The sequence below is a fragment of the Pseudomonas sp. BF-RE-21 genome (assembly GCF_019947305.1).
Classification (GTDB): Bacteria; Pseudomonadota; Gammaproteobacteria; order Pseudomonadales; family Pseudomonadaceae; genus Aquipseudomonas; species Aquipseudomonas migulae.
This window is the reverse complement of record NZ_JAGYGF010000007.1, coordinates 160,673-180,763: the sequence shown is the minus strand read 5'-3', so window position 1 is coordinate 180,763 and position 20,091 is coordinate 160,673. Positions and strand designations below refer to the sequence as shown.

Below are 20,091 nucleotides of genomic sequence, written 5' to 3'. Positions count from 1 at the left end.
ATAGCGGAGTGTCAGTCACCACATGAGTTGGCTGACACACCGCTTCGCGAGCAGGCTCGCTCCCACATTTGATCTCCACTGATTTGGAGATCCGTGTCTTACTGTATCTCCCCCCGCGATTTTCCCCCTTCGCTTACAAACTCCCCCTTGCGCGACACAGCAGCGATACACCTCGCCCGTTAAATGGCCACATCCGAGCAAGGCACCCGGCCGCGCTTCTCCACCGAGAGGTGCGGCTTTTTTTCGTCTGGCGGTTTTACACCCGAAAACGCTGCACCATCCCCTGCAACGCATTGGCCAGTTTCGACAACTCATGACTGGAGGCACTGGTCTGATCCGCGCCGGTCGCGGAACGCACCGACAGATCACGAATGTTCACCAGATTGCGATCCACTTCCCGGGCCACTTGGGCCTGCTCTTCCGCTGCACTGGCAATCACCAGGTTGCGCTCGTGGATTTCGTGAACCGATGCAGTGATCGTCTGCAATGCGTCACCCGCCCGCTTCGCCATCACCAGAGTTTCGGCAGCACGGGAAGCGCTGGCATTCATCGAGTCCAGCGCCAGGCTCGAACCGCTGCGCATGCCCTGAACCATTTGTTCGATTTCCTGGGTCGATTGCTGCGTGCGATGCGCCAATGCACGCACTTCATCGGCCACCACCGCAAAACCGCGCCCACTTTCACCCGCACGCGCCGCCTCAATTGCAGCGTTGAGCGCCAACAGATTGGTTTGCTCGGCAATGGCCCGAATCACATCCAGCACCTTGCCGATGTCTTGAGACTGATTGGCCAGCGACTGCACCAACTCGCCGGTGTGTTGTACATCACTGGCCAGGTCGCTGATGGCACTTGCAGTTTCGCTGACCCGCTCCTGCCCCAGATGCGCCGACTCGCTGGACTGGCGAGTGGCATCGGAGGTCGACACTGCGTTGCGCGCAACTTCTTCGACGGCGGAGGTCATTTCGTTGACCGCCGTGGCGGCTTGCTCAATCTCGTTGCTCTGTTGTTGCAGGCCCTGGGTGCTGTCGAGGGTGACGGCGTTCAGCTCATCTGCCGCCGTGGCCAGTTGCGTCGCCGAGCCGCTGATGGCTTGCAGGGTTTCCCGCAGGTTCTGCTGCATGGTCGCCAGCGCCTTGAGCAAACGGCTCACTTCGTCGTTGCCATGGGTCGCGATAGGTCGGGTCAAATCGCCCTGCGCCACGCTTTCCGCCGCACTCAGGGCTTCGTTCAGCGGACGGACGATACTGCGAGTCAGCAACATTGCCAGGCCGACAGTCGCCAACGCCGCGAGCGCGATGAACAGGCTGACGATGGATCGCGAGGTTTCGTAGTGCGCTGCGGATTTCTGGCTTTCAACGGCGACCTGTTTGGCGAACAGTTCCGCCAGGTCATTGAGCTGCTTGCCGGAACCATCGACCACGGTTTTCATGTCGATCAACAGCAGTTTGGTCAGCTCGTCACGGCGACCTTGCTCGGCCAGGGTGAACGACTGGGAAATGCCGGTGCGATAGGCGGCGAAGGTGGTTTTGAACTGGTCGTACAAGGCCTGACCTTCAGCGGTGTCGACCAACTTGTCGTAAGCCGCAATCTTCTCGCTCAGTTCCTTGTCGCGAGTGTCCATCTGGCCGCGGTAGGTGGGAATGTTCTTTGGGTCTTGATCCAGTGCCATGCGCAAGGAAATGGTACGGATGCGCAGCATCAGCTCGCGGATCTCATCACCACCACGGATGCTCGGCAGCCATTGCTTCTCCACCGCCACCTCGCTCTCGCGAATGCTCGACATTTGCCCCAGGGCAAATATTCCAAGCAACGCCACCAGCACGGCAATCAAGGCAAAACCCAGCGCAGCACGAGGGGCAATATTCAGCTGACGAAGAAACATAACGAGCGCCTTTCTTGTTGTTGGCCTGAATGGGAGGTCGCGAGTGCGCCCCGACAGCTCGTTATCGGCTAGTTGTACGATGACTTGAAAGGATTCGGCTTTTTCAAAGGCAAAAAAAATCCCCGTATCTTTCGATACGAGGATTTTTAATATGGTCGGGGTAAGGGGATTCGAACTCCTGACATCCTGCTCCCAAAGCAGGCGCGCTACCGGACTGCGCTATACCCCGGTAAAAAAAAGGCACCTTTAAAAGGCGCCTTCTGCGAACAGAGCTTTTGGCGTCTGATCTTAAGATTCGATTCCAGCGTTAGCTGGTTTCAAAAATGGTGGGTCGTGTGGGATTCGAACCTACGACCAATTGGTTAAAAGCCAACTGCTCTACCAACTGAGCTAACGACCCAAAAATGGTCGGGGTAAGGGGATTCGAACTCCTGACATCCTGCTCCCAAAGCAGGCGCGCTACCGGACTGCGCTATACCCCGGTTTGAAATTGGCTCCGTGACCAGGACTCGAACCTGGGACCCAATGATTAACAGTCATTTGCTCTACCGACTGAGCTATCACGGAACTACATATTTCAATTTACAACGGTGAAGCTTTACTGCGTTCTCTTCGACCCGTTCGCATCGCTGCGTTCGTGTGTCTGAGGCGCGCTATTCTACAATCTTAAGCACCTCTGTCAACCCCCTAAATTGCATTCAAGTTAATGATTTGCAACTTATTTCAGATTCCTGCTTGGGGAGCAGAAACCCTTCCGGGTGACTTACTGCGGGGCGCACTTTACAAGCCTTTTCCTTTGAGTTCAACAACCTGACGAAAAAAAGGCCTCGCAATGCGAGGCCTCTTCAGTTTTGTTGCTAACGCGGATCAGGCGAAGACGATTTCGTCGTTTTCCACCACACCCTTGGCGGTATCGCCGGGCATGAAACGCCCCGACAAAATCAGCTGCGCCAGCGGGTTTTCGATCCAGCGCTGAATCGCACGTTTCAGTGGCCGTGCGCCGTACACCGGGTCGTAGCCAACCGCGATCAGCTTGTCCATGGCCTCAGGGCTGAGTTCCAGTTTCAGTTCGCGCTCAGTCAGGCGACTGCGCAGACGACCCAACTGGATCTCGGTAATGCCCGCGATCTGATCCCGCGCCAATGGCTCGAAGATCACCACTTCGTCGACCCGGTTGATGAACTCCGGCCGGAAGTGCGTGGAAATCGCATCCATCACCGCTGCGCGCTGAGCCTCACGATCACCGACCAGTTCCTGGATCTGTACCGAGCCCAGGTTGGAGGTCATGACGATCACGGTGTTCTTGAAATCCACCGTGCGGCCATGGCTGTCGGTCAGGCGGCCATCTTCCAGCACTTGCAGCAAGATGTTGAACACGTCCGGGTGGGCCTTCTCGACCTCATCCAGCAGGATCACCGAATAAGGCTTGCGACGCACCGCCTCGGTCAGGTAGCCGCCCTCTTCATACCCTACGTAGCCTGGTGGCGCACCGATCAACCGGGCCACGGAATGTTTCTCCATGAACTCGGACATGTCGATCCGCACCATCGCCTCTTCGGTATCAAAGAGGAACTCGGCCAACGCCTTGCACAACTCGGTTTTACCGACACCGGTCGGGCCGAGGAACATGAACGAACCGCTCGGACGATTCGGGTCGGACAAACCGGCCCGCGAACGACGCACCGCGTTGGAAACCGCGATCACCGCTTCGTCTTGACCGATCACACGCTGGTGCAACAGGCCTTCCATCTTCATCAGCTTGTCGCGCTCGCCTTCGAGCATTTTCGACACGGGGATGCCGGTCCACTTCGAGACGACTTCGGCGATTTCTTCCTCGGTCACCTTGCTGCGCAGCAACTGGTTTTCGCTTTTGCCATGCTGGTCGACCATTTGCAGGCTGCGCTCCAGGTCCGGGATCACCCCGTATTGCAGCTCGGCCATGCGGTTCAGGTCGCCTTTACGGCGTGCGGCTTCCAGTTCCTGACGGGACTGTTCGATTTTCTGCTGGATCTGCGCAGAACCCTGGACTTCGGCTTTTTCCGAGTTCCAGATTTCTTCGAGATCCGAATACTCCCGTTCATGACGAACGATTTCTTCCTGGAGTTTTTCCAGACGCTTGATCGCCGCTTCGTCGCTCTCTTTCTTCAGCGCCTGGGATTCCACCTTCAGCTGAATCAGACGACGCTCCAGACGGTCCAGCACTTCCGGCTTGGAGTCGATCTCCATGCGGATGCGGCTGGCCGCTTCGTCGATCAGGTCGATGGCCTTGTCCGGCAACTGACGATCGGTAATGTAGCGATGACTGAGCTTGGCCGCGGCGATGATCGCGCCGTCGGTGATCGCCACTTTGTGGTGAACTTCATAACGCTCTTTCAGGCCACGCAGAATGGCGATGGTGTCTTCTTCGCTCGGTTCGTCCACCAACACTTTCTGGAAGCGCCGCTCAAGGGCCGCGTCCTTCTCTATATATTGGCGGTACTCGTTGAGCGTGGTCGCGCCGACGCAATGCAACTCGCCACGGGCCAACGCAGGTTTGAGCATGTTGCCCGCATCCATCGAACCTTCGCCTTTACCGGCGCCGACCATGGTGTGCAGTTCGTCGATGAACAGAATGATCTGCCCTTCCTGCTTCGACAGTTCGTTGAGCAGGGATTTCAGGCGCTCTTCGAACTCGCCACGGTACTTGGCGCCGGCAATCAGCGCGCCCATGTCCAGGGACAGCAGGCGTTTGCCTTTCAGGCCATCCGGCACTTCGCCGTTGATGATGCGCTGGGCCAGGCCTTCGGCGATGGCGGTTTTACCCACGCCAGGCTCACCGATCAGCACCGGGTTGTTCTTGGTGCGGCGTTGCAGCACCTGAATGGTCCGGCGAATTTCGTCGTCACGACCGATTACCGGATCGAGCTTGCCGTCTTCGGCGCGCTTGGTCAGGTCGACGGTGTATTTATCCAGCGCCTGACGCGACTCTTCGTGGTTGGCGTCGTTGACCGCTTCGCCACCACGCAGGTTGTTGATCGCGTTTTCCAGGGCTTTTTTGCTGACGCCCTGACCGAGCAACAATTTGCCGAGTTTGCTGTTCTCGTCCATGGCGGCGAGCAGCACCAGCTCACTGGAAATGAACTGATCGCCCTTCTGCTGGGCCAGGCGATCCGCCTGGTTGAGCAGACGCGCCAAGTCCTGCGACATGTTGACGTCGCCGGTCGGGTTCTGGATTTTTGGCAGCTGGTCGAGCTCTTTGGTCAGCTCTTTACGCAGGCTGTTGACGTCAAAACCGACCTGCATCAACAGGGGTTTGATCGAACCACCCTGCTGTTCAAGCATGGCTTGCATCAAATGCGCCGGTTCAATACCGGGATGGTCAAGGCCGACGGCCAGCGATTGGGCGTCGGATAGAGCTAACTGCAATTTGCTGGTTAAACGATCTATACGCATGGGTCACCTTCCTTTTGAGCAGGCCGGACCTATAAAACATCCTGAATGAAGAAACCTGCCAGATACCGCTATAGATGCGGTCGATTCTGGGAGTTTCAAGCGTCGTGACGTTGATGCAGATCAGTCGAGTCTAGCTTTCGAGCCAGACCAGGGAGGCAAACCGACCAGTGCGAGGACTGCGACGGTAAGAAAAGAAGCGGGGATCGGTCACGGTGCAGAAACCGCCACCATAAACAGCAGTGACACCACGAGCCGCCAGACGCAAACGCGCCAGCTCATAGATGTCAGCCATGAATTTGCCAGCGTTTTGGCTGGGCACGAAGGCTTTCGCGGATTCGGGCAATTGCTCGACGAAGGTAGCCCGCACTTCCGGGCCGACTTCAAAGGCTTGCGGGCCAATGGCCGGACCGAGCCAGACCAGCACGTCTTCCGAGGGCACGGCCAGCGCATCGAGCGTCGCTTCGAGCACACCCGCCGCCAACCCGCGCCAACCGGCGTGGGCCGCAGCGACACGAGTGCCGGCACGGTCGCAGAACAACGCGGGCAGGCAATCAGCCGTCATCGCCGCGCAGGCAATACCGGGCGTTGCCGTCCAGCTGGCGTCGGCGGTGGCCACAAGGCCTGGGTCCGCATGAGCCACGGCGATGCCGTGAACCTGCTTCAACCAGGCCGGCTGCATGGAGAAATGATCGGTGAGGCGACGGCGGTTTTCGGCAACAGCTTCGGGGCTGTCGTCGACGTGATCGCCGAGGTTGAGGCTGTCGAACGGCGCCAGACTGACGCCGCCCGCACGGGTGGTGACACAGGCTTTCACCCCGGCAGGCGCAGGCCAGTCGGGAATCAGCCAGTCACTCATCCGATGAACGCCTCGCGGTCTTGCTTGAGCAGCGTCAGCAACCAGACGAAATCGTCCGGCAGTGGCGATTCCCAGCTCATGCGTTTACCGGTAGTCGGGTGATCCAGCTCCAGGAACCGCGCATGCAGCGCCTGACGCGGGAACGTCTTCAAGGAATCGACCATGGTCTGGCTGGCGGCTGGCGGGATACGGAAACGACCGCCGTAGGCAGGATCTCCGACCAACGGGTAGTTGATGTGCGCCATGTGCACGCGAATCTGGTGCGTACGACCGGTTTCCAGCTTCACCCGCACGTGAGTGTGGGAGCGGAAACGCTCAAGCACACGGTAATGGCTGACGGCTTGCTTGCCACCTTCCATCACGGCCATGCGCTGGCGTTGCTGGCCGTGACGACCGATCGGCGCGTTGATCTTGCCGCCCGCCGTCACCACGCCGATCACGATGCACTCGTAGATCCGGCTGACGCTGCGGCTCTGCAACTGTGTAACCAGCTGCGTCTGCGCTTGAATGGTCTTGGCCACCACCATCAGACCGGTGGTGTCCTTGTCCAGACGATGCACGATACCGGCGCGGGGCACATTGATGATGTCCGGTACGTGGTGCAGCAAGGCGTTGAGCAAGGTGCCATCAGCGTGACCGGCAGCCGGGTGCACCACCAGGCCCGCAGGCTTGTTGATCACCAGGATGTCGTCGTCTTCATAGACGATGTCCAGCTCGATGTCTTGAGCGATCCATTCGCCCTGAGCTTCCTGCTCGGCAGTCAGTTCAAGAATGGCGCCACCGTGAACGATGTCTCGCGGGCGGATAACCGCCCCATCCACAGTCAGGCGGCCGTCTTTGATCCAGGCGGAAAGGCGCGAGCGCGAGTGCTCAGCGAATAATTGTGCGGCGACTTGATCGAGGCGTTGGCCGCCCAATTCGGACGGCACCTCTGCGCGAAGTTCAATTTTATCGGACATGCTCAGACTAGGCGTCGGCACAGCCTTTGGTTTCGGCTGCGCGCTTGTGGTTAAATACGGCGTCTTTTGCCCCGAGGCTATTCAACGGGGCGCTCATCATAACAGGACGGCCTCGCCCAAGACAGCGGCCGTCATAGGGACGCAAGCCGCCATGCAAGTGAAACACCTGCTGCTGATCGCCATCCTCGCATTGACCGCTGCTTGCTCATCGAAGGAAGTCGTAGACGAAAACCTTAGCGAAGTCGAGCTGTACCAGCAGGCTCAGCAAGATCTGGACAACAATAGCTACACCGCCGCCACAGCCAAGCTGAAGGCGCTGGAGTCGCGTTATCCGTTCGGTCGCTACGCCGATCAGGCTCAACTCGAGCTTATCTACGCCAACTACAAGAACACCGAGCCTGAGGCTGCGAAGTCTGCCGCCGAGCGTTTCATTCGTTTGCACCCTCAGCATCCGAACGTGGATTACGCCTATTACCTCAAGGGCCTGACCTCTTTCGACCAGGACGTCGGCCTGCTGTCGCGTTTCCTGCCGCTGGACATGACCAAGCGTGACCCGGGTGCTGCCCGCGACTCCTACAACGAGTTCGCCCAACTGACCAGCCGCTTCCCGAACAGCCGCTACTCGCCGGACGCCAAGCAGCGCATGATTTACCTGCGCAACCTGCTGGCTGCCTACGAGATTCACGTCGCCGACTACTACCTGACCCGTCAGGCCTACGTCGCTGCCGCGAACCGTGGTCGTTACGTGGTGGAAAACTTCCAGGAAACCCCATCGGTCGGCGACGGCCTGGCGGTGATGACTGAAGCCTACCAGCGTCTGCACCTGGACGACCTGGCAGCCACCAGCCTCGAAACCCTGAAGCTCAACTACCCGAACCACCCAACGCTGGTAGACGGTCAGTTCGTGCCATCGGTCGACGAAGCCGACAACCGTTCGTGGTTGAGCAAGGCGACTCTGGGCCTGATCGAATCCCGTCCACCGCTGCCGCCGGGCGAAACCCGCGCCAACCAGGACGTGCAGAGACAATTCCGGGACGCCAAAGAAGCGATTCCGAACGATCTCAAGCCTAAAGATGAAAATGGCGACGTGATCGAAGAAGAAAATCACGAAGCGGAAGGCAACAACAGCGACCGCTCGTGGTTCAGCTACATGACCTTCGGCGTGTTCGACTGATACGACCGGTGGTGCAAAAAGGAGCCTTTCGAGGCTCCTTTTTTATGTCCGGACTTTTATTGCGGCACTAACAGGCTGTGCGCCCGTCATGTCCTTGGCTAAACTGCTTAATCACTCGTCATAAAGCAGCTCATCATGCTTCGTTTACTGTTCTGGATCGCCCTGATTGCCGCTGCGGTATGGTTCTGGCGCAAGTTCAAGGGCCAGGCTTCTGCGCCCAAGTCCCCCGCCGAACTGGAAGCCGCGCCCATGGTCCGCTGCGCCCATTGCGGCGTACACCTGCCCCGCGACCGCGCGCTGAGCCTTCAACAACAGTGGTATTGCAGCCAGGCTCACCTCGAGCAAGGCCCGGGCTCCAGTGATCGCTGAGACGTCCAGTCCCGGCAGCAAACAGGCTCAGCGACTGCTGCGCCTTTATCACCTCTACCGCCTAAGCGTCGGCATCACCTTGGTGCTGCTGATCTCCAGCAACCTGGACAACCAGTTGCTGACGTTCGCCAATGACAGCCTGTTGCGCAGTGGCAGCTGGCTGTACCTGGTGCTGAACATCTTGCTGGTGGTCTTCTTCGAGAACACCCGCCGCCCGGCGCAATTGTTCGGCCTGGCGCTGATTGATGTCCTGCTGTTGTGTGGCTTGTTCTACGCCGCCGGCGGTGTCGCCAGCGCCATCGGCAACTTGCTGATCGTCTCGGTGGCCATCAGCAACACCTTGTTGCGAAGCCGCATCGGCCTGCTGATCGCCGCCGTGGGCGCGCTCGGCATCGTCGGGCTGAGCTTTCTCCTGAGTTTCAGCCATCCCGCCAGCCCCAACGATTACCTGCAAGCCGGCACCCTCGGTGTGTTGTGCTTTGCCGCGGCGTTGCTGGTGCAAGGCTTGATCCAGCGCCTGGAAGTCAGCGAAACCCTCGCAGAACAACGGGCCAGCGAAGTGGTCGGCCTCGAAGCCCTCAATGCATTGATCCTGCAACGCATGCGCACCGGCATCCTGGTGCTCGACGGCCAACTGCGGGTGCAATTGGCCAACCACAGCGCGCTGATCTTACTGGGCCGAGACCATCTTGAAGGCCAACGGATCGCCGACTGCTCGCCCATTCTGGTCGAACGCCTGCAACTGTGGCGGAACAATCCGACGCTGCGCCCCCAGAGCCTGAAAATCGCCAACAGCGGCCTGGAACTGCAACCGAGCTTCATTGCCCTGGCCCAAAGCCCACACCACCAAACCCTGGTCTTCCTTGAGGATCTCGCACAAATAGCCCAACAGGCCCAACAACTGAAGCTCGCCGCTTTGGGCCGCCTGACGGCTGGTATCGCCCACGAAATTCGCAATCCTTTGGGCGCCATTAGTCATGCCGCTCAGCTATTGCAGGAATCGGAGGAACTGAACGGCGCGGATCGACGTCTGACCCAGATTATTCAAGACCACTCTCAGCGAATGAATCGGGTTATCGAAAACGTCCTGCAACTGTCCCGTCGTCAGCAAACCGTGCCGCAACGACTCGATCTGAAGCCGTGGCTGGAGCAGTTCGTGGCCGACAGTCGCGAAAGTGCGCTCGATCGTCAGCAGATTCACCTGCGCATCGGTTCAGGCGACTTCAAAACCCTGATGGACCCGAACCAGCTCACCCAGATTCTCGACAATTTGTTGCGCAACGCCTGGCGTCATAGCGCTCAGGTCCACGATCAGGCGCAGGTCTGGCTCGATTTGTTTGTCGACCCCGACAGCCAGTTGCCGATCATCGAGGTTCGGGACGATGGCCCCGGCGTGGCACCGGACCAGCAGGTGCATTTGTTCGAACCGTTCTATACCACCAGCGCCCAAGGCACAGGCCTGGGGCTGTATCTGTCCCGTGAGCTGTGCGAAAGCAACCAGGCCCGCCTAGACTTCAAGCCACGCCATGATGGCGGCTGCTTTCGCATCACCTTTGCTCACGGACGGAAACAAAGTTGAACATGTGCCCACGGCAAAAAGTCCTGATCGTCGACGACGAGCCGGATATCCGCGAACTCCTGGAAATCACCCTGGGACGGATGAAACTCGACACCTTCAGCGCCCGTAACCTCGGCGAAGCCCAGGCGCTGTTGAAGCGTGAAACGTTCGACCTGTGCCTGACCGACATGCGCCTGCCGGACGGCACCGGTCTTGAACTGGTGCAACATATCCAGCAACGCGCCCCAAACCTGCCGGTGGCCATGATTACCGCCTACGGCAGCCTCGAAACGGCGATCAACGCCCTCAAGGCCGGCGCCTTCGACTTCCTGACCAAACCGGTGGACCTCACGCGGCTGCGCGAACTGGTCACCAGCGCCCTGCGCATGCCGGCACCGGGCGCAGCCATCGACCGACGGTTGCTGGGCGACTCGCTGCCCATGCGCAGCCTGCGCAAACAAATCGACAAACTGGCGCGCAGTCAGGCGCCGGTCTACATCAGCGGCGAGTCCGGCAGCGGCAAGGAACTGGTCGCTCGACTGATCCACGAACAAGGACCGCGCGCCAACCAGCCGTTTGTCCCGGTCAATTGCGGGGCGATACCGTCGGAACTGATGGAAAGCGAGTTTTTCGGCCATCGCAAAGGCAGTTTCAGCGGCGCCATCGAAGACAAGCCCGGGCTGTTCCAGGCCGCTCAGGGTGGCACGCTGTTCCTCGACGAAGTGGCCGACTTGCCGCTGTCGATGCAGGTCAAGCTGCTGCGGGCGATTCAGGAAAAAGCCGTTCGCAGCGTTGGCGGCCAGCAGGAAACCGTGGTCGACGTGCGGATCCTCTGCGCCACCCACAAAGACCTCGACGCCGAAGTCGCCGCTGAACGCTTTCGCCAGGATTTGTATTACCGGCTGAATGTGATCGAACTGCGGGTTCCGCCTTTGCGCGAGCGCCGCGACGACATCGAGTCATTGGCCGGTCATGTACTCAAGCGTCTGGCGGCAGCCAGCGGCCAACCCGCCCCGAAGCTCCACCCACAAGCGCTTGAGGCGCTGAAAAGCTATCGCTTTCCGGGCAATGTGCGGGAACTGGAGAATATGCTCGAACGCGCCCACACCCTGTGCGACAACAAGCAGATCGAAGCCAGCGACCTGCGACTGGCCGAAGGCAATTGCAGCGCCGACAGCGGTGTGCCGGACCTGACGCAGATCGACAATCTGGAAGACTATCTGGAAAACGTCGAACGCAAACTCATCCTCCAGGCCCTGGAGGAAACCCGCTGGAACCGCACGGCAGCGGCTCAGCGATTGAATTTGTCGTTTCGGTCGATGCGTTACAGGTTGAAGAAATTCGGGCTGGATTGAGGGCCCCTTCGCGGGCAAGCCTCGCTCCTACAGATGTCAATCGTCGTTGATCTTGTAGGAGCGAGGCTTGCCCGCGAAAGCGTTCTGGAAGGCGACGAATGTTTCGCGTCTAGATCCGCCCGGCCGGCGCATACGGCGCCGGATCAATGATCGGCGTCCTGCCCAGCATCACATCCGCAAACAACTGGCACGACGCCGGCGCCAGCACCAACCCGTTACGGTAATGCCCGCAGTTGAGCCACAACCCCTCGAAGCCCGGCACTCGGCCAATGTAAGGAATGCCCTCCGGCGAACCCGGTCGCAACCCCGCCCAATGCCCGACCACCTCGGCATCCGCCAGCGCTGGAATCAATTCCACTGCAGACGCTTTCAGGCTCTCAAGCGCAGAGCCGGTCGGTGTCTTGTCGAAGCCTTCATGTTCCAGCGTGCTGCCAATCAGAATGTGTCCATCCCGGCGAGGAATCGCATAACGCCCCTTGGCCAGCACCATGCTCGGCAGGAAGTCCGCCGCGCACTTGTAAAGAATCATCTGCCCTTTCACGGGTTCAACCGGCAACGCAAGGCCCAGGCTTTTGAGCAAATCACCGCTCCAGGCACCCGCCGTCAACACCACCTGATCACCGTGGATCGCGCCCGCCGAAGTCTGCACGCCGACGACTTTTTCGCCTTCGCGAACGAACCCGCTGACTTCGCACTGCTCATGAATCGTCACGTTCGGCATCGCCATCAAGGCAGCCTTGAGGGATTTCACCAGCCGCGGATTGCGCACATTGGCCACGTCGGCCATGTAGATCGCGCGGGTGAAACCGCCACCCAGGACCGGCACCGCGTCGTGCGCCGCCGAGATATCCACAGCCCGCAATGGACGGTTTTCCCGCTCGGCCCAGGCCAGCGCCTCGGCTTCATCGTCCAGGTCCAGCCAGTACAGGCCGGTGGTGTGCACTTCGGGATCAACCCCGGTCGCGGCAAACAGACGCTCGCCCAGCTGTGGATAAAAGTCCTGAGACCAATGGGCCAGCGCGGTAACTGCCGGGCTGTAGCGCCACGGGTAGAGTGGCGAAACGATGCCGCCACCGGCCCAGGACGATTCCTGACCGACATTCGAACGGTCCAGCAGCACAACGCTCTGTACTTGCGACGCGAGATTGAACGCTGTCAGCAGGCCAATCACACCGCCGCCGACTATCACCACTTGCTGTTGCATGGTCATGTTCCGATCCAACCGTTAAAGAGACAGGAGGCGCAAAAGGCGCCCGAAAAAAAAACTCAGCGACCCCAGCAATCTTTGGTGGTCAGTCCGGCCGTCGCATTGACCATGCTTCTGACACCGGTGTTGGTGATGGTGAAATCGCCACACTTGTCAGTCGCCATGCTGCCGGCCTTGCGTGTAGCGGTCAGCAGGAAGGTCTGGTCGGTCAGGGTCGGGGTGATGGTGTAATAGTCATTGCCGGCGCTCAGGCCGGTGGCACCGGTGTAGACATTACCCTTCGAGTAAAACCGTTCAAGAACCTGCGCCTGCTCGGAGAGCAGCCCGGCCACTTCAGCCCGGCGGCCCTTTTTCACGTATTCGGTGAGGCTCGGGTAGCCAATGGTGATGACGATCCCGATGATCGCAATCACGATCATGATTTCGATCAGGGTAAAACCTCGGTTGGATCTGCGCATGCATCAACTCTCACTTACTGTATTTGTCGCCACATGATGCGACGGCTGCCACCGCCGCCCTTTTCGGTCAGCTTGGTCACCGTTGAACCTGTATCGGTTACGATCTTGCCGGTGCCGCCGTTGGTAACGGCGCTCAAGAATGGCATCCCGCTAGTGAAAATCACCCCGCTGGATATCGCATCGTTGCTGTCGACTAGCCCATCGCCAGTGGTGTCGAGCACCGCGTAGTTGAGCATCTTACCGCTGAACGCATCCAGTTCGACCAGTTTGCCGGTGCCAAAACTGGCACAAGGGTCCGTGGTGTCCACAATGGCCGTGGTAAATACGATTCGCCCCAACACCAGCGCCGCTTGGCTGATCACCCGCTCACCGGTCAATACGCTGTTGTAGACCAGCGGCAAATACCAGCCTTTCTCTGCCGGATAGGTCACTTCGTTCTGGCTGGTGGTGATGAACTGCCCCGTACTTCCCGAGAACACACCGGTCACCGATTGGGCCTGCAAACTGGACGTGGTGATCTGTCCAGAGCCGCCATCAGCATCCCATACCGCATAAAACGCCTGAAGGTCCTTGTTGGTCTTGTCGACCGTTTCATTGAATTTGCCGGTACCGAAAAACACCACTTTGCCGCCCAGTGAATTGTCCGCCAACAGCGGCTGCGCGGTGATTGGCTGGGTGGCGCCGCCCGCCGTCGTGAACAACGGTTTGCCGGAAAACGCCACGCCCCAGGTGTCCGTGGTGGCGCCGCTCAAATCAAACTTCCATAAACGCCCTTTCAGATCCCCGCCATAGGCGGCCTGCACCACATTCTGCGAGTTGACCTTGAGTTTCACCGACGACAAACCGTTGGTGGTTTCCGTACTGTCGATGACGATTTTCTTGATCAGCGACCCATCGCGGATATCCACCACGTACAACGCCGCCACACCCGAATTGCTGCCGTAGCCGTTGGAGATGAATGCCGCCCATCGACCATCCGCCAAGCGTGCCACTTCCGGACGGGCGTAGGCATAACCCAGATCATTGAAAACGTTCGCCGTGTTTGCTGTGGCAGGTGCACTGATTTCCCACAACGCCTTGGTCACGTTACCGGCCGAGGCGTCAAACAGCTGCAAGGCGTAGAACGTCTTGCCGCCCGCGCCTGTTCCCCCGAGCGCCAGGGTTTTCCAGGCACTGTTGAGTTGTGCATCAAAAACGCCGACCTGACCGTCGACCAGAAACTTGTGGCTGATGCCATTGATGTAGGCGGTATCGGCGATATAGCGCAACGATGGCAAAACACTGGAGGGCATGTAGGCATAACGTCTGGCGCCGTTACCCGAGTTGATGACGCTGACAAAACCATCGTTGGCATTGACCACAAGGCTGGTGTTCATGTTGCTGGATTTGGTGGCCAGATAGGTGCTGTAGCTGGTGTCACTGACCAGATCGGATGCGGTTTTTTCCGTTGGCGAGGCCAGCACCAAAGGCGAGTTGATGATGTCGCCGAGCAACACGCTGCGAACTTTCAACCCGGTCTTGTTGGTGCCCTTGCTCCACTCCACAAGGTCGCTGCCGGTGATGCCGGTGGGCAGGCCCTGATTCAGCGCCGTCTGCTGTGCCGGGGCGAAATTGGCGAAAGCCAGCGTGACGGGAGCGTTGCTCACGTTGTTCCACGACTGGTAAGTCGGCGCTGTGGCGCCGGGCACAATGGCCGTGTCAGTCGTCCAGAGCACCGTGGAGGTATTGACCGAGCCGGTGGCGGTGAACCCGTAAGACTTGATGGTGCCGCGCCAATCCTTGGGGTCGTAGCTGGTCTGGTAGTAAGCGGAACCGACCCCGACGATTGCACTGCTGGTGGTGCCGCTCCCGCCGGAACCGGCTTTCGACGTGATGTCGCCCAGCGCTGATGACAACGCGGTATTGAGGCCGGCACTGTCCGTCGCCTGGTAGTACTTGCCCTGCCCGTAACCGGCAGCGTCCGACAACATCTGGTTCGCGGCGGTGAAACCCACGGTGTAGGTGTTCATGTTCTGTTTGGGGAAATCTGCGGCGTTCCAGTTTTTGCCACCGGCGTCGGTACCGGTGGTGCGCATATCGATGTCAAAGGCGAACTTGGCGATGTCGTCCAGGTACAACGTGTCCCCCTCGCCATCACCGGAGAGGTTGTCGCCATCGTTCGCGCTGTTGCCGTCCCAGTTCGGCAAGCGGGTGCCACCGAGCGGATCGTTGGTCGGGAAGGTCCTGTCGAACGTAGGCAGTCCATCGGTGATCACCACGCCATAGTTTTTCTGGCAACGATACTGGATCGGGCTGGTGTAAGTGGTTGGCGCCGAGTTGTAGTACGGCGCCATGCCGCGCATGTACCGCGTAATCTCGTAATAGGTTTCCGCCAACGGGGTACTGGCGATTGCACTCAAACCATTGATCGAAGAGATCAAGGCGTTGTAGTTGGTGTCCGCCTGGGCCTGGGTAACGCTACCACTGACGGGAGACAGGTCACTGACCGCGCGGGCGATAAAACCGCCGGGGCCGGAGTTGCCACTGACAGAAGGGTTGAATGTCGCCAGGCCTATTCTCAATGAACGGTTGCTGGTGACCAGATTGGTGGACACATCCTGCGCAACGCTGATGCGGTAATCATTGGGGATCGCACCGGTACCGGTGGTGAAATCCCTGTTCGAACCGTTGGCCAGTGTGACCAGATAAGACAGATAGTTAGCCGTATAACGCGTGTTTTCGTTGCCCACCGGGTCGGGCAGCTTCAGGCATATCGATGACAGTCCCAGGAAGCCCCGATAAAAACCGTACCAGTTGCCATTGTTGGAGCAACCGCCGCGATTGAGGCTCGACAAGGCGATGTTGGTATCGTCCATGTCCAGATTCTGACCAGTCAGACACGAGCTGTTCGAACTGCAATTGGCAATTTGCGGGCGACTGACCGTCGGATCGAAACCCGGCGCCCAGATGATGTTGTTCATGCTCCCCGAATCATCGATCAGCAGCATCACGTTTGGCGCAACCGCCGCAGCGCTCAACAGGGGCGAGTCCGAAGGCGTGAACGCGTACGCAGGCGCTGACAGGTACAGCCCCAATGCAATACCACTCAGTAACCGCCAGATCCCTGAGCACCTATTAGTATTTGGCATAGATGCTCTCCACCACACTGCGCACGTTGTTGCCCACAATGGCCACTGCCGTGACCCGATAAAGCGTCGCAGAGGTGTTGCTCGGCACATTCACGGCATTCAACGTGGTGCCGATGTTCTGTACCCCATAGAAACCGTTCGCGGCCGCGATCCAGGTGACCCCCGAGGAGGAATTGAGACCGGCAGCCGTGAGGGTCGATGACTCGGCGGGCGGCAAACATTGATTGCCGCTGCAAACCGGCAATGTATAGGTATCGAGCTGAACCGCACTTTCGCCGATGCGCAACGCGGCTTCGGCGATCTGGAACGACTGATTGCGCAGGGTGACGCTGCTGGCCATCTTTTCCTGCAGGGTTGCGTTCTGCATCGATGAAATGCCAATCAGCGTCAGCAACAGAAGGAACACCAGGCTGACCAGCAGCGCCATGCCGCGCTGGGTGTGAGGGGTAGCGGGAGAAAAACTCATCTGCCCTCCCCTCATGGCAAGCGGTTGCGCAAAGCGGCAACCACGTTGAAGGTTTGATCGCGGACCCGGCTGTTCGGATCTTTCAGTATCAGCGTCAGGCGCACACTACGGATTCGCGCAGGGTCGGACGGGTTGGTGCTGTAACTGGAAGCGGCCGTATCTGTGGCTGACGCTGCGAGACCGAAGCTCACGTCAAAGGCTTTGACGTTGTCGACAAGCACCGCCTGAGCCGGCGTGCCGATGCCACTGCCCATCGTCAGTTGGCCGTTCTTGAGGCTGTAGATCAGTCGTCGAATCGGAAACGCCAATTGTCCTGTGGCGGGAGCCTGCACGTTGGAGTAAGCCGTCGCGGTGTTTCGGCAATCCGAAACCACCGTCCAGGTCGGCGTACCGCCACCCGCGCCGACATCGGCGGTCACCAGGGTCAGCTTGAGGTTGGCATTGTCCCAGCTGATCGGCGCTATCTGGCTGGCAGTAAAACTCGCCCCGGCGCTTGCATCAGTAATCGCCCCCAGACAACCAAACATCCCCACCATGCGGATTTCCTGAATCATTTTGCTCAGCACGAAACGCGCGTCTTCCTGCATGTTCGCCGCGGCGTTCTGGCTGACATAAGTGTTCTTGGCCGCTATGAAAATCTGCGCCACACCGAGCACCACGACCAGGCTCAACGCCAACGCGATCAACATTTCGATCAGGCCGAAACCTCTGTTGAGCCGGTTCATGGTGTCGCCACCGGATCGACGGCGGCGCGACTGGTCAGCACAAAGCTGCGACGGGAATTGGCGGCATTGGCAGCCCGCGAGTCGTCCCAGGTAATGGTGATGGTGTACACCCGCTGATTGAGGGTGACGCTGCCCGTAGCGGTGGCGCCGAGCATACTGACGATATTGGTGGTGAAGTCGTAGAGGTCCTGATCCCGGGCAACGTTGAGGTTGCCCGACGTCGGCGGCGTGACGGTGTAATCGGCACCGGCGTTTGCGCGGATGCGGTCCATCATGTCGTAGGCGATAAAACTCGCCTGGCTGGTCATCCGCGAACTGTCGGTGTACTTCAGCGCATTGAGCTGGAACGCCGCCGCCCCCAACAGCCCCACGCTCAAAATCAACAACGCCACGAGAACCTCGATCAGCGTCATGCCCTCCTGTGCACGCTTGCTCCATCCCCTCATCCGCAACTTCCACCCAATAGAATTCGTCCGTTCAAACACACATTCAGCGTCCTGCTTTGCGCCCCCAGTACATAGCTGATCACCACCGCCGTGGACGGTGCCGACAGACCGCCCAGATTGTTGAAATCGATGGCGGTCACGCCTGAGGTTAGCGTCAGAGTCGCGCCGCTGCTCATCGCGGGAACAACCCGCAATACATTGGCCACAGTGCCAGTACTGTCATACACCGCCAATTCCCCCGTCCAGACGCTGCCACCCGCCGTCGGCCGCACCCGGGTGGTGATGCCGCGGTCGATGGCTTCAAGCCGGGCGAAATTCAAGGCGCGCTGCAGGTCGCCGATCTCGGTGTCGGCCCTGGTGCCTTGCACCGAACGGGTAAACGCCGGCACTGCCAGGGTGATCAGAATCAAAAAGACCGCAAGCGCGACCAGCAACTCGATCAGCGTGAAACCTTTTGTACGATGATCCATCAATGCCCTCCGTTGCCGTCGGCTATACCTGCTGTTACACGCTAGAACAATCGACCCACAGGTGTCGGTTGTTTTGCCATTACTGCGCAAGGATTGCGCGGGCCACCGCACTCCAGGGAGGGAGATGTCATGCATCAGCAGGGTTTCAGTCTGATTGAACTGCTCATGGGACTGACGATTGTCGGGATTGTTCTGCATCTGGTCAGTCCGGCGTTTGCAGCGCTCACGGAATCGAACCATCAGGAGGAGGCAGCGAAGTCGCTTGTCAGTGGCATGCGCAGTGCCAGAAGCGAGGCGATCACGCGAAACCAGGCTGTCGTCATACACGGGATAAACGACGATTGGGGCCAAGGCTGGCGGATGATTCTGGATTTAAATGGCAAGGGACATGAGGACAGCAACAATCCGCTGCTGGTTGAGCGCCGAAGCGACACTCGGGTGCCGATTGTCGGCAATCACTATGTCAGGACTTCAGTACGATTCAGCCATCTCGGCGAACCGCAGCACGGAGGCTTTCAAGCGGGGACATTGCATGTTTGCGCAAAACACGAGCCAGTGAGTCAGCACCAAGTGGTGCTGGCCCCGAGCGGTCGCGTCAGCCTGCGCAGCATCAAGGCTGAGCAGACGTTGTGCGAGAAAGGAAAAAAATCAAAGCAGCGAACGAACGCGTAACTCTTTCGGCATGGAGAACGTGATGTTCTCCTCGCGACCCGCCAGTTCATCGGCACCGGTAGCGCCCCAGGCCTGCAACTGCTGGATCACACCACGCACCAGTACTTCCGGTGCAGAGGCCCCTGCGGTAATGCCGATGCGCTCGACACCGTCGAACCAGCTCTTTTGCAGGTCTTCAGCGCCGTCGATCAGGTAGGCCGGAGTGGCCATGCGTTCGGCCAGCTCACGCAGGCGATTGGAGTTGGAGCTGTTCGGGCTGCCGACAACCAGCACCACGTCGCATTCGTCGGCCAGCGTCTTGACGGCGTCCTGACGGTTTTGCGTGGCGTAGCAGATGTCGTCCTTGCGCGGGCCACCAATCGCCGGGAAGCGTGTACGCAGTGCGTCGATGACGCGGCTGGTATCGTCCATGGACAGGGTCGTCTGGGTCACGAACGCCAGTTTTTCGGGGTTGTTCACCTGCAACGCGGCGACGTCTTTCTCGTCCTCGACCAGGTAAATCGCGCCGCCATTGCTGCCATCGTACTGGCCCATGGTGCCTTCGACTTCCGGGTGACCGGCGTGGCCGATGAGGATGCATTCACGGCCATCACGGCTGTAGCGCGCGACCTCGATGTGCACTTTGGTCACCAGCGGGCAGGTGGCGTCGAACACCTTCAGGCCACGGCCGGCGGCTTCGGTACGCACCGCCTGGGAAACGCCGTGTGCACTGAAGATCACGATGACGTCGTCCGGTACCTGATCCAGCTCTTCAACGAAGATCGCGCCGCGAGCGCGCAAGTCTTCGACGACGAATTTGTTGTGGACCACTTCGTGGCGCACATAGATCGGCGGCCCGAAGACTTCCAGGGCGCGGTTGACGATTTCGATCGCCCGGTCCACACCGGCGCAGAAGCCACGGGGGTTGGCGAGTTTGATTTGCATGCTGTGCCTC

At 59.4% G+C, this 20,091-nt stretch carries 17 protein-coding genes and 4 tRNA genes; 5 read left to right on the top strand and 16 right to left on the bottom strand.

The features are described 5' to 3' along the window. Positions 1-256 precede the first annotated feature (256 nt). The 8 genes from KGB25_RS08210 to rluD form a co-directional block, all read right to left on the bottom strand. A complete protein-coding gene (locus KGB25_RS08210) occupies positions 257-1,882 on the bottom strand; it encodes a methyl-accepting chemotaxis protein (RefSeq protein WP_223434754.1) in 1,626 nt (541 codons plus the stop codon). A 152-nt stretch (positions 1,883-2,034) separates the two neighbouring features. Beyond that, positions 2,035-2,111 (bottom strand) — tRNA-Pro (locus KGB25_RS08205). Positions 2,112-2,206: 95 nt separating this feature from the next. Beyond that, positions 2,207-2,282: transfer RNA gene (locus tag KGB25_RS08200), tRNA-Lys, on the bottom strand. Between the two features lie 5 nt (positions 2,283-2,287). Next, a tRNA-Pro gene (locus KGB25_RS08195) sits at positions 2,288-2,364 on the bottom strand. A 9-nt stretch (positions 2,365-2,373) separates the two neighbouring features. Next, positions 2,374-2,449, bottom strand: a tRNA-Asn gene (locus KGB25_RS08190). Between the two features lie 300 nt (positions 2,450-2,749). Beyond that, positions 2,750-5,314 (bottom strand): ATP-dependent chaperone ClpB, encoded by a 2,565-nt coding sequence (clpB, locus tag KGB25_RS08185; protein WP_008037881.1) that lies wholly within the window; start codon positions 5,312-5,314, stop codon positions 2,750-2,752. 130 nt (positions 5,315-5,444) lie between these two features. Then, positions 5,445-6,170, bottom strand: coding sequence for a peptidoglycan editing factor PgeF (gene pgeF, locus KGB25_RS08180; protein ID WP_223434753.1), 726 nt, complete (start codon positions 6,168-6,170; stop codon positions 5,445-5,447). Next, positions 6,167-7,129, bottom strand: a complete 963-nt coding sequence (gene rluD, locus KGB25_RS08175) for a 23S rRNA pseudouridine(1911/1915/1917) synthase RluD (RefSeq protein WP_008028788.1) — start codon at positions 7,127-7,129, stop codon at positions 6,167-6,169. The genes pgeF and rluD overlap by 4 nt, the downstream gene beginning before the upstream one ends. A 151-nt stretch (positions 7,130-7,280) precedes the next feature. On the opposite strand from rluD, the gene KGB25_RS08170 reads away from it, so the two are divergent. From KGB25_RS08170 to KGB25_RS08155, 4 genes are all read left to right on the top strand, one after another. Beyond that, entirely contained in the window at positions 7,281-8,303 is a 1,023-nt protein-coding gene (locus KGB25_RS08170; RefSeq protein WP_008028792.1) for an outer membrane protein assembly factor BamD, read from the top strand. A 135-nt stretch (positions 8,304-8,438) separates the two neighbouring features. After that, entirely contained in the window at positions 8,439-8,672 is a 234-nt protein-coding gene (locus KGB25_RS08165) for a PP0621 family protein (RefSeq protein WP_008028794.1), read from the top strand. Further along, complete coding sequence (locus tag KGB25_RS08160; protein ID WP_223434752.1) at positions 8,662-10,251, top strand: sensor histidine kinase; 1,590 nt, start codon at positions 8,662-8,664, stop codon at positions 10,249-10,251. Before KGB25_RS08165 ends, KGB25_RS08160 begins: the two co-directional genes overlap by 11 nt. Before the next feature lie 2 nt (positions 10,252-10,253). Beyond that, positions 10,254-11,585: a sigma-54-dependent transcriptional regulator gene (locus KGB25_RS08155; RefSeq protein ID WP_192227997.1), complete on the top strand. Its 1,332-nt coding sequence runs from the start codon at positions 10,254-10,256 to the stop codon at positions 11,583-11,585. Positions 11,586-11,694: 109 nt separating this feature from the next. Here the strand turns inward: KGB25_RS08155 and thiO are convergent, their stop codons facing one another. Genes thiO through KGB25_RS08120 form a run of 7 tightly spaced genes read right to left on the bottom strand, consistent with a single transcriptional unit; the run spans position 11,695 to position 18,485 of the window. Continuing rightward, a complete protein-coding gene (gene thiO / locus KGB25_RS08150) occupies positions 11,695-12,795 on the bottom strand; it encodes a glycine oxidase ThiO (RefSeq protein WP_223434751.1) in 1,101 nt (366 codons plus the stop codon). Positions 12,796-12,851: 56 nt separating this feature from the next. Next, positions 12,852-13,250 (bottom strand): type IV pilin protein, encoded by a 399-nt coding sequence (locus KGB25_RS08145; RefSeq protein ID WP_008028801.1) that lies wholly within the window; start codon positions 13,248-13,250, stop codon positions 12,852-12,854. A 14-nt stretch (positions 13,251-13,264) separates the two neighbouring features. After that, positions 13,265-16,378 (bottom strand): pilus assembly protein, encoded by a 3,114-nt coding sequence (locus KGB25_RS08140; protein ID WP_223434750.1) that lies wholly within the window; start codon positions 16,376-16,378, stop codon positions 13,265-13,267. After that, positions 16,365-16,844 carry a PilX N-terminal domain-containing pilus assembly protein gene (locus KGB25_RS08135; protein ID WP_207285525.1) on the bottom strand — a complete coding sequence of 160 codons (480 nt, stop codon included), beginning with the start codon at positions 16,842-16,844 and terminating at the stop codon, positions 16,365-16,367. Before KGB25_RS08135 ends, KGB25_RS08140 begins: the two co-directional genes overlap by 14 nt. An 11-nt stretch (positions 16,845-16,855) precedes the next feature. Then, a complete protein-coding gene (locus KGB25_RS08130; protein ID WP_207285524.1) occupies positions 16,856-17,569 on the bottom strand; it encodes a PilW family protein in 714 nt (237 codons plus the stop codon). After that, entirely contained in the window at positions 17,566-18,015 is a 450-nt protein-coding gene (pilV, locus tag KGB25_RS08125) for a type IV pilus modification protein PilV (protein ID WP_008037891.1), read from the bottom strand. The genes KGB25_RS08130 and pilV overlap by 4 nt, the downstream gene beginning before the upstream one ends. Next, positions 18,012-18,485 (bottom strand): GspH/FimT family pseudopilin, encoded by a 474-nt coding sequence (locus KGB25_RS08120; protein WP_008028811.1) that lies wholly within the window; start codon positions 18,483-18,485, stop codon positions 18,012-18,014. Before KGB25_RS08120 ends, pilV begins: the two co-directional genes overlap by 4 nt. A 129-nt stretch (positions 18,486-18,614) precedes the next feature. Between KGB25_RS08120 and KGB25_RS08115 the strand changes: the two genes are divergently transcribed. Beyond that, on the top strand, positions 18,615-19,157 hold the full coding sequence (locus KGB25_RS08115) for a GspH/FimT family pseudopilin (RefSeq protein ID WP_223434749.1): 543 nt from the start codon (positions 18,615-18,617) through the stop codon (positions 19,155-19,157). Here the strand turns inward: KGB25_RS08115 and ispH are convergent. Then, complete coding sequence (gene ispH, locus KGB25_RS08110; protein WP_008028815.1) at positions 19,134-20,081, bottom strand: 4-hydroxy-3-methylbut-2-enyl diphosphate reductase; 948 nt, start codon at positions 20,079-20,081, stop codon at positions 19,134-19,136. The genes KGB25_RS08115 and ispH overlap by 24 nt on opposite strands. Positions 20,082-20,091 lie beyond the last annotated feature (10 nt).